Source organism: Lactiplantibacillus fabifermentans DSM 21115 (assembly GCF_000498955.2).
Lineage (GTDB): Bacteria > Bacillota > Bacilli > Lactobacillales > Lactobacillaceae > Lactiplantibacillus > Lactiplantibacillus fabifermentans.
This window is the reverse complement of sequence record NZ_AYGX02000058.1, coordinates 1-9,944: the sequence shown is the minus strand read 5'-3', so window position 1 is coordinate 9,944 and position 9,944 is coordinate 1. Positions and strand designations below refer to the sequence as shown.

11 protein-coding genes are annotated in these 9,944 nt (G+C 45.6%); 5 read left to right on the top strand and 6 right to left on the bottom strand.

The features are described 5' to 3' along the window. Positions 1–240: SHOCT domain-containing protein (locus DY78_RS05045; RefSeq protein WP_169817064.1), on the top strand; the 240-nt coding region annotated here is incomplete at its 5' end. Between the two features lie 361 nt (positions 241–601). Here the strand turns inward: DY78_RS05045 and DY78_RS05040 are convergent. Together DY78_RS05040 and DY78_RS05035 are read right to left on the bottom strand one after the other, a co-directional pair. Next, the gene (locus DY78_RS05040) at positions 602–1,468 is read right to left on the bottom strand and encodes an SPFH domain-containing protein (RefSeq protein WP_024626359.1); all 867 of its coding nucleotides are present in this window, start codon (positions 1,466–1,468) and stop codon (positions 602–604) included. 35 nt (positions 1,469–1,503) lie between these two features. Next, positions 1,504–2,910, bottom strand: a complete 1,407-nt coding sequence (locus tag DY78_RS05035; RefSeq protein WP_024626358.1) for a hypothetical protein — start codon at positions 2,908–2,910, stop codon at positions 1,504–1,506. A gap of 297 nt (positions 2,911–3,207) precedes the next feature. Between DY78_RS05035 and DY78_RS05030 the strand changes: the two genes are divergently transcribed. The 3 genes from DY78_RS05030 (at position 3,208) to DY78_RS05020 (ending at position 5,999) form a co-directional block, all read left to right on the top strand. Continuing rightward, positions 3,208–4,152: an aldo/keto reductase gene (locus DY78_RS05030; RefSeq protein WP_051385263.1), complete on the top strand. Its 945-nt coding sequence runs from the start codon at positions 3,208–3,210 to the stop codon at positions 4,150–4,152. A 74-nt stretch (positions 4,153–4,226) separates the two neighbouring features. Continuing rightward, a complete protein-coding gene (locus DY78_RS05025; protein WP_024626357.1) occupies positions 4,227–5,267 on the top strand; it encodes a zinc-binding dehydrogenase in 1,041 nt (346 codons plus the stop codon). 159 nt (positions 5,268–5,426) lie between these two features. Then, positions 5,427–5,999, top strand: coding sequence for an NADPH-dependent F420 reductase (locus DY78_RS05020; protein WP_024626356.1), 573 nt, complete (start codon positions 5,427–5,429; stop codon positions 5,997–5,999). A gap of 180 nt (positions 6,000–6,179) precedes the next feature. Here the strand turns inward: DY78_RS05020 and DY78_RS05015 are convergent, their stop codons facing one another. The 3 genes from DY78_RS05015 to DY78_RS05005 are packed head-to-tail and all read right to left on the bottom strand — an operon-like array spanning position 6,180 to position 8,141. Beyond that, complete coding sequence (locus tag DY78_RS05015; protein ID WP_024626355.1) at positions 6,180–6,596, bottom strand: MerR family transcriptional regulator; 417 nt, start codon at positions 6,594–6,596, stop codon at positions 6,180–6,182. Between the two features lie 9 nt (positions 6,597–6,605). Next, on the bottom strand, positions 6,606–7,574 hold the full coding sequence (locus tag DY78_RS05010; RefSeq protein WP_024626354.1) for an alcohol dehydrogenase catalytic domain-containing protein: 969 nt from the start codon (positions 7,572–7,574) through the stop codon (positions 6,606–6,608). Between the two features lie 6 nt (positions 7,575–7,580). Then, positions 7,581–8,141: a TetR/AcrR family transcriptional regulator gene (locus DY78_RS05005; RefSeq protein WP_024626353.1), complete on the bottom strand. Its 561-nt coding sequence runs from the start codon at positions 8,139–8,141 to the stop codon at positions 7,581–7,583. 132 nt (positions 8,142–8,273) lie between these two features. Here DY78_RS05005 and DY78_RS05000 point away from each other — a divergent pair, with 132 nt between their 5' ends. Further along, complete coding sequence (locus tag DY78_RS05000; RefSeq protein ID WP_024626352.1) at positions 8,274–9,047, top strand: hypothetical protein; 774 nt, start codon at positions 8,274–8,276, stop codon at positions 9,045–9,047. 229 nt (positions 9,048–9,276) lie between these two features. On the opposite strand, the gene DY78_RS04995 is transcribed toward DY78_RS05000, so the two are convergent. After that, the gene (locus tag DY78_RS04995) at positions 9,277–9,876 is read right to left on the bottom strand and encodes a TetR/AcrR family transcriptional regulator (RefSeq protein WP_051385264.1); all 600 of its coding nucleotides are present in this window, start codon (positions 9,874–9,876) and stop codon (positions 9,277–9,279) included. Between the last annotated feature and the right edge of the window lie 68 nt (positions 9,877–9,944).

The window sequence follows — 9,944 nt, the reverse complement described above, 5'->3', positions numbered from 1 at the left end:
GCTGATCTTTTTTGTCCGAACAGCGTTCGGATTAATTTTACAATCTACCTTTTTAATTCATTTTGTATAAGAAAAAACACAAAACTATTAGAAGAATTTATTAAAGAAGTAATTGCTCAACAACAAAATAAAACAATTAATACTTCTGACGAGATACGTAAATTAAAATTGTTAGCTGATGATGGAATTATTTCACAAGATGAATTTGAAGCTAAAAAAGACCAGCTATTGGGATTATAAAAGTTTGGAGACTTCTAACTAATATATATTGATAAATTAAAAAATTCATGACTTCCGTGCCATTCAAAAAGTATTTACACTAGACATGAAGCGTTACTTAACCATTGTTTCCAGATTAAATGGTCTTGGTGAATCTACATTTCTTGCCATTCTTACTAATTCCAGTGAATTAAAAAGTACTGAAGGTAAACTTTTAAAAGTACCTGCTACAAGTATGTAGAATGATTTACTGGATAGTTAATACAAAGGATAAATCACGACATCAAAAACGGCAAAATTATACGCAAAAAGAACCAGGCCACAATTCATTTGGGCCTGGTTTTTTCAAAAACAATCTAAAAATATCGATTCAGCAAATAGATTATTTCAAATCAGAAGTATTGATTATCGGTTGCGACCCACGCTCTGAAATGATGGTCACCATCATATTATTTATCAGTTGGAGCTTCTTATCATCTGACAACTTCATCCCGGTATCCTTTTCCAACCGTTGAATGGTATCTTCGGTAATGGAAACGGCCCCTTCAACGATGACTTTGCGGGCCGATAAAATAGCCGATGATTGTTGTCGCTGCAACATGGCGCTCGCAATTTCCGTGGCATAGGCCAAATGCGTGAGGCGCGTTTCAACAATTTCGACCCCGGCGACGTTTAACCGTGCTTGCAGTTCTTCCGTTAAGCGGTCGGATACTTCCGTGGGATTACTCCGCAAGGTGATTTTGTTATCATCATCAAAAGTATCATAGGGATATTCGGACGCCACGTGCCGGATTGCGGATTCACTTTGGATTTCCACGAATTGTTCATAGTCATCGACTTCAAACAACGCCATGCTCGTATCGACAACTTTGAACACGATGACTGCAGCAATTTCAATCGGATTTCCCCGCAAATCGTTGACTTTCAAAATTGCACTGTTGAAGTTCCGCACCCGTAATGAAATCGAAAATTTATTGGTCAATGGCACCGTCATGAACAATCCTGAATCACGAATAGTCCCGATGTACTTCCCGAAGAAAGTTAAAACGCGAGCTTCATTAGGACCGACAATTGTTAGCGAACTCGCACCAAAGGCTGCTATTAAAATCAACAGGGCCCCGAATAAAATACTAGCGATATTATCACCAGTACTCCCTTCCCAAATCAGCCAACCACCACCAATTACAAATAAAATGGCCAATACTAACCCCACATAGCCATTAATATGAAATACTTGTTTTTCTTTCATCAGATTCCCCTCCATTTAGGTCTGGTTACATCTAATTATAAAGCTTGCGTACTAAAGAAGCGATAACAGCGGCGTAACAATTCTTCCGGACTTTCATTATAAACCAGTTCAATATCTGAGCGTTGCTTCAAAGTATCTTTGCCGATAGTCGCTAACAAACTGTGTGATAGCCCCTCGCTTAATAACAACGCATAGTCAAAACGTTTGGACAACGCGGCGGTTGCAATCCAGTTGATACTTTTTTCGTGATCATTGACGACTTGAACCTTCATCCCAAACGCTTCAAACATCTGTTGCAAGCGCTGGCTACGTTGCCAAGTCACGATTAATATTGAGCGACCAGTCAATTTTTGATTGGCGGCGACAGGTAACAACTTGTCGTAATTGGAACGAGCATGCCGCCGGTGCAATTGTAGATCACGATTATGCCGCAACTGTGTGGGTGTGATGTCTTGATAAATCGACGTCAATAAGACGCGGTTACCATCGATAATTCCGGCATAAACGGCATTTTTAGTCAGCTCTTTTTTGGCCGACCCAATGCGACGATGATGAGCATACGCGCGTCCACCAACAACTTGAAAATAATACCCCCGCGGTGTACGTATGAAATAACCAAAAACACGATTACCACCATTTACCAACACGTCTTCTAACATAATTGTTTGATAACAATGATAGACATCGGGAAGCCACGCTAATTCGTGAATGTGGGTGACTTCTAATCGGTTCATCACTTGTTCTTTCAGCGGTTGCGTCGCCCGCACAGCAGTATGTGACTTGCGCCGCAAACGCTCATTAACAGCCACTAGCTCCGCACATTGCGCCGATAAGTGATTAACTTTCTTATTCAAACCAATAATTTGTGGTTTCATTACATGATACATTTTTATCTGTTGCGCTTGTTTAAGCGTTAGGCGCTGCGGTTTATTTTGTGCCTTACGCTGGATGGTCGCCAAATTCAAGATATTCATTGCTTGTCGATATAGCAACTGACTTTGTGCTAACCAGGCGCTGGCGCCGGTCACGAACTGGCGCGACTGCTGCAATTGCGTCGTCAGTTCTGCGGTTAGCTCCCGCTGACTAGCCTGTTCACTTTGCAGCATGTCCAACTCGTCGTTAGTCGTTGCCAGCTGTTTCATTAATTGCCGACGTTCGTGTCCACTCTGCTGCAGACGCTGTTGCCAGGTTTGCTGCTTGTTCACTTGTCGTTCTTTCAATTGTGCCAGCTGTCGTTTAAGTTTTCGATTTTCCTGCTTCACTGCGCTTAGGTCAGGGGCTACCACGGTTGTCTTAGTGTGCTTAGTAGCCATCGGAGTTGCAACTGACTGATGTTGCTGGTGATACTTGGCGACCAGTGCTTGCTTTTTTTGCTGAGCTTGATGACTAAAAACACTCGAATTTTCGTGATATGGTTGTACCGAATACTTCACTTTTTTCATCGAACCGTCCCCACCTTCTTCAAAATCTGTATGAGTAATTTTACCATAAATCCGCCAAAAAGGAACATATGTTCGTTTTTGTGTGGCTTCAATAATTCTGACCCAAAATATTATTGCACCCACAACCTAATCGGCACCCGGCAACATTAGTTTGGCCGATTAAATTTTTCTTCAAAAAAGGCTTGCCTTCGCGTCGGTGCTAAGGCGTATGCTTAAGTCGATAGGAGGAATTTATCGATGCAATATACAAAATTAGGTCATACCGGGCTAGATGTTTCTCGCTAATGTTTAGGTACGATGGGTTTAGGTGATGCGAGCTTAGGGCAATTTCCATGGGCCATTGATCAAGCTGCTAGTACCAAATTGGTTCAGCACGCCTTAGACTTGGGGATTAACTTTTTTGATACCGCTAATATTTATTCGTACGGCACCAGTGAACAGTACTTGGGCCAGGCGTTAAAAAATGCGAACCATGATGAAATCGTCGTCGCAACTAAAGTGTTTTTCACCCACTGCCAACGCCCTAACATGGCCGGGTTATCGCGTAAAGCAATTTTGACGCAAATCGACCAGAGTTTGAAACGCCTGCAAATGGATTACGTGGATTTATACATTATTCATCGTTGGGATTACCAAACCCCAATTGAAGAAACCATGGCCGCCTTAAATGACGTCGTCAAAAGTGGCAAGGCCCGTTATATTGGTGCTTCCGCCATGTACTCGTGGCAATTTGAACGCGCCAATGCCATCGCCCGCGAACATGGCTGGGCGCAGTTCGTTTCGATGCAAGACCACTTAAATTTATTGTATCGTGAAGAAGAACGTGAAATGTTGCCGTTATGTACCACTGAAGATATCGCGGTCACCCCATATAGTCCCCTGGCTAGCGGACGCTTGACGCGCGATTGGACGGGGACCACTAAACGCGCCCAGACCGTTACTGTCGCGGTTGGCAAGTATGATTCAACCGCCACCCAAGACGAAGCCATCGTGCAAGCTGTCGGACAAGTTGCGCAAAAATTAGGGGTATCCCGGACGCAAGTTGCCTTAGCTTGGCTCCTACAAAAACCCGCCGTAACCGCGCCCATTATTGGTGGCACTAAGTCCGCGCATTTAGATGAAGCTGTTAAAGCATTAGACATTCAGCTGAGCCCCACGGATGTTCAAACGCTTGAAAAACCATATTTGCCACACCAGGTTGTCGGTGCGCTTCGTGCTGACAATGTGGCTTACAACCGTTAAGTTTGTTAATTACTTTACAAATACTGCTAAAATCGTTACGCTTTCACTGACCAACAATTAAAGGAGATTTTTTAATGAAAACTACTCAATTTGAAAAACCCGGCCAAGTTACCGTCGTTGACGCCCCTAAACCAACCATTCAAGCCCCCGACGACGTTATTATTCACGTCGTGCGAACTTGCGTGTGTGGTTCAGACTTGTGGGCCTACCGCGATTTAGAAAGTAAAGCCGCTCACTCTGAAAACAGTGGCCATGAAGCCATCGGCGTGGTTGATGCCATTGGTGACGACATTACAACTGTTAAACCCGGTGATTTTGTCATCGCACCTTTCACTCACGGTTGTGGCCATTGTGCCGCCTGCTTAGCCGGCTTCGATGGCGACTGTCAATCACATGACGACAACTTTAGTAACGGCGTGCAAGCCGAATACATTCGTTTTCAACACGGCGAATGGGCCTTGGTCAAAGTTCCCGGGAAACCCGCCGACTACACCGATGGCATGTTAAATTCGTTATTGACCTTGGCCGATGTCATGGCCACTGGCTATCACGCCGCGCGGGTCGCTAACGTTAAAACCGGTGACACAGTTGTCGTCGTGGGTGACGGTGCCGTGGGTTTATGTGGGGTCATTGCGGCTAAAATGCGCGGGGCCAAACGGATTATTGCCATGAGTCGCCACGCTGACCGTCAAGCTCTCGCCACTGAATTTGGGGCTACGGACATTATTGCTGAACGCGGTGATGATGCTATTACCAAAGTTATGGCATTAACGAACAACGCTGGCGCCGATGCCGTCCTAGAATGTGTTGGGACGGAATTATCTAACCAAACGGCGATGCAAGTTGCCCGTCCGGGGGCGATTGTAGGTCGCGTCGGTTTACCACACGAACCCAAAATGGACATGAGCGCGTCATTTTATAACAACACGATCATTGCTGGTGGTCCCGCTTCAGTCACGACTTATGACAAACAAGTGTTACTCAAAGCCGTCCTAGATGGCGATATTCATCCTGGCAAAGTCTTCACGAAACGTTTTAATCTTGATGATATTGATGACGCCTACCAAGCGATGACTAATCGTGAAGTCATCAAAGCGTTAGTTTTAACTGAATAATTGATTTTGTATTAATTAGATATTTTTATTAAGGCAATTCCTAGTAAACCTCTTGGAAGTCGCCTTTTTACTGTTTTCATCCGTAAAGGCGTTAAAATTGACAGCGCCATCAATCCCGTTGTAAGTTTGATATATAAATATATTTAGGAGGACGATTTTATGGCAGCAATTACAATTATTGGTAAAGGTAATATGGGACAAGCAATCGGCGATGTTTTCACACAAGGTGGTAATCAAGTGACTTATTTAGGTCACACCGACCCCATTGAAAACTTAGGCACCATCGTCGTACTAGCCGTTCCTTACAGTGCGGCAATCAGTATTGCCAAGAACAATTCAGCCGCCTTAGCTGACAAAATCGTCATCGACATTACGAATCCGCTCAACTTTGATACTTGGGACAGTTTAGTCGTCCCAGCCGACAGTTCGGCCGCCGCCGAAATCGCAGCGTTATTGCCAGACAGCCAAATCGTTAAAGCCTTCAACACAACTTTTGCAGGCACGTTAAAGAGTCGCCAAGTTGTTGGGGTCAAAACGACCGTGATGGCCGCCAGTGATAATGCGGACGCCAAAAAGACTTTGGCAGCTGCTTTAGCTGACAGTGGCGTCAACTTCATCGATGCGGGTTCCTTGAAACGGGCGCGTGAAATGGAAAGCATGGGCTTCTTACAAATGACCATCGCGGCTAGCGAACAAATTGGCTGGACTGGTGGCTTTGGCGTTTTAAAATAAACTCACTTAAATTTAGAGCAACCCAAAACTAAAAAATGATGTCTGATGAAATTTCAACTTTCACCAGGCACCATTTTTTATTATCGAAAAGCATAGAACATTTTGTTGCGTTCCACCCGAAATGAGCAATCAGGTCAAATTCGGGCATAATCCCAAATATATCGTAGACTGACCACCCTGTTAGTCTGATCCTTGTTTTTCAGCGGCATGGGCACGATCCAAAGCATGTAACTCGGTCGCCGTAGCCTGCATGTGATCTTCAAAATGAGCTAACTTATAATCTAAGTGGTCAATGGCGACGTCTAAGTCCGCACGTTTAGCTTTCATCGTGGCTAATTGTTCTTGCAACAAGGCCCGTTGCTCCGCTCCCGTATCTTCTGGCGCATCGAACAACTGAATATACTGCCGAAGACTTTCAATACTCATCCCGGCGGCCCGCATCTGCGTCACGAATTTAATTCGCCGCAAAATCCGGTCATCAATATCGCGGTTACCAACTGGCGTGCGGTCAATCGGCGGAATCAAGCCTTCATTTTCATAATAACGAATCGCTGCTGACGAGACGCCCGTTTGTTGACTAGCTTCTTTAATATTCATTTGCTGACCTCATTTCAACTGATTAGGCACTAAGACCACTTTGTTGCGTCCCAGTGTGCCGGCTTCCATCGCCGTATGCGCCCACGCAGCCGCCGCAAAACTTTTGACGACGACTTGATCATCCAATAGTTTACCTTGAGCAAAAGCTTGATTAAGCTGCGTTGCGGCTTGGGCTAGTTCCGTCACGGTGGCATGACTAATCACGAAACCTTGCATGACTTGCCGCTGCATATAAAATGCCGGCACATCAAAGCTGGCATCGGTTGGCGCCGTAATCAACGTCACCATCCCGCCTGGCGCTAAGACCGCGCATTGCTGATTCAACGGCACCCGTGCCGACGTCGCAATCACGTGTTGCATCGGTGGCATTCCTAAATCCGGTAACGCTTGTTGATAATCCAGACAGTGCTGACTGCCGAGTTGTTGTAACATCGCAAAATCTTTCGGCGCACTCGTCGTCCAGACATCCAATCCGCGCAACGCCGCTAGTTGAACTAACTTAGTCCCAACGTGGCCGGCCGCACCGGCAATCAAAATCGTTTGTTGCGGATGGGCTTGCATCACGGTCTGTAACACAATCTGAGCAGTAGCCGCGGCGTGCACGGCGGCGACCAAGGCCACCGGATCAACACCATCGGGCACGGCATATAGCCGGTCTTCAGGCACCGCTAATTGTTCACTCGTGGCGCCCGGACGGCCTTCATAACCCATCGAGTTGGTCCACACCCAGTCACCAACTTTGAACTTAGTAACAGCTGGACCAACGGCTAAGACGGTGCCGACTGCATCGCGACCGATAACGGCGGGCGTCGCCAATTCCGTTTTAAAAATTCCCCGGCGGACGTACGTATCTACATTATCCACGGCCGCGGCCCGCACTTGCAATAACACCTCATTAGCCGTAATTTCTGGTTCAGCAATTGATTTAACCTCAATCTCGGTGGCGGGACCACCGGGAACAAACACAGCAGCTTGCATCAAACTTCACTCCTTGGGACGCAACTTACTTAAAACTTGCGTAATTTCTTGTAAACTTTTTAAAAATTCCGTTTGCGTTGGCGCTTGGTGATGGACCAAAATATAATCCAAATCACTTAACGCCATATTAACAAATAAATAACTCGGATAACTTTTAGGTGCTAGGCCTAACGTTCGTTCATAAAACGACGTAAACAACTCGCGACATTGCGCATCAAAACTTTGCGTTCCTAATGGAATTAACCGCAATTGCGCAATTTGCGCGGCCTGCGCATTCAAATGCGACACCACCGCTTGTGAGAAAAATTGATAATTCGGCGTGGCGGACCCCATACTCGTTGGAACACCGGCTTGTAAATCAGCCGCTAATTGGCGGACCTGCTCACTGATGACCGTAACGGCCAACTCATAAATACTTTCATAGTGCGCATAAATGGTCGAGCGGTCCACCCGACTCAACTGCGCTAGCTTAGCCATCGTCAGCTTGGCATAACCAGGTGATGTCAATGCCCCTAAAAAAGCGCGTTTAATATCGGCATCGGTCCGTTCATAACGATAATCTGCCATTGCCAACCTCCCTTCGTTAATTTTATTCTACACACTGTTGAGTAACGCCACAAGCATTTGATAGCTGCGGTTCAACTAACACCTAATTTTTAATAAACTTTGGTCATCAAATCAAAAGTGAGGTCTTCAAATATGAAACCATTAACCATTAAAGTCGACATCAACGGTCGCAATTATACCATGGCCGAGTTAGATCAAATTTATGACGAACGGACATTACACGTTTTTACCGAAATGCAAGCGCTCGGCGCGGTGATTTTAAATGACCATGGCGAAGTTTTAACCCAGGCACAAATTGCCTTATTAACCGCTCCCCAACGGCGCGACTTATTGCTAGCTAATAAGTTACGACTAGGAACGGATAAACTGAAAGCCTTATACGCCGACTCGATGAAAACCGCTGACGAAATGTGGCAAGACATTGTCGCCCATTCTAACGGCCAATATAATGAAAAAGTCGCCCGCGCCCATCTCGTGATTTCAGGCGTTAAGATTACTCAATTCGCCAAATTAGCGCAAGTTGCTGGCGACGACCCGGTTGTCAGTTTAGGCGCTAATCCGGAACACTTCGAAGTCACCAACGACGCCACTGGCCAACACGGCTTTGAAACCATGGGCATGTATGGCGAACCAACTTTGATGGACTTGCGCATGGGTATCAAAAATTTACCCGAACCGGCTGACCATCACTATTTAAAACACATGGTCGGTGATTCCCGATTAGCTAACGACCTTGAAGTTGTCAACGCTTATGCGATGCATCAGGTACGTCCAAGCTTACACGGCATTGAAATTGCCAGTGGCGCTTACTTCCCAAGTGCCACCCCACAAGCACTCGTCGACGGTCACGCCATTCACTTAGCCATCGAATTTAGTAACGTTTTCCGCGCCTTAGCCGATAAATAGTTTATGAAACCACGGTGCTTGCCCCCACCGTGGTTTTTGTTTGGCCATTTTCAGGTTCGTACTTATCACCAGCACCGCTCAAAGCGACCGAGCAAAAGTTGCGCCGAAACATCCGCCGACGCGATTCGACAGTAATTGTCAATTACGCAAATAAGTATATAAATAGCCGTCACACCAATTTTTGACGTGACGGCTATTTATGGGCTTATTCAATTATTGGCGAGCTGATTTACTTTGTTAACGCCCGGACAATCTGTTCGGTAATCAGTTGCATATCATGTTTCTCATCATTCACTAGTACGGGTGCATACGTCGTTTGGATAAGATAGACTAAGATTTGTCCAGCGATAATGCGTAAAATGGCGGCCGCATCAATATCATCCCGTAACTCACCAGTCCGGCGAAAGTTACGTAAAAGCTCACTCAGAAAGTTAAAATCATGGGTGGCGACGAGTTGGCCAAACAATTGTCGAATTTCAGGCGACGTCATCATTTCGCGAGCCATGATTTTAACCGGTTCAATATTATCGACAATAAATTGATACCGATCGGTGACCATAAAATGAACCATGCTCGTTAACGTGGTGCAAGCCGTCAGTTCTTTAAAGAAGTGATTGGCATACACCGGAAAGAAGTGTTCCATGACCGGTCGCACGACAGCTAACAATAAATCTTGTTTAGTGTGAAAGTATTTAAAAATCGTCGCTTGACTAATCCCGGCCGCCGCCGCAATCTCACTGGTGGACGTTTCTTCAAAACCTTTCGCCGCAAACAACTCAGTGGCCGAAAATAGCGCGGAGCGTTTCCCTTTAGGCATTGCTTGGTGCATTAACCAGTCGCGATAATGGTAGATTGCAAATTTAATCCGAATTTTTGGACAAATTGTTCAGCATAACC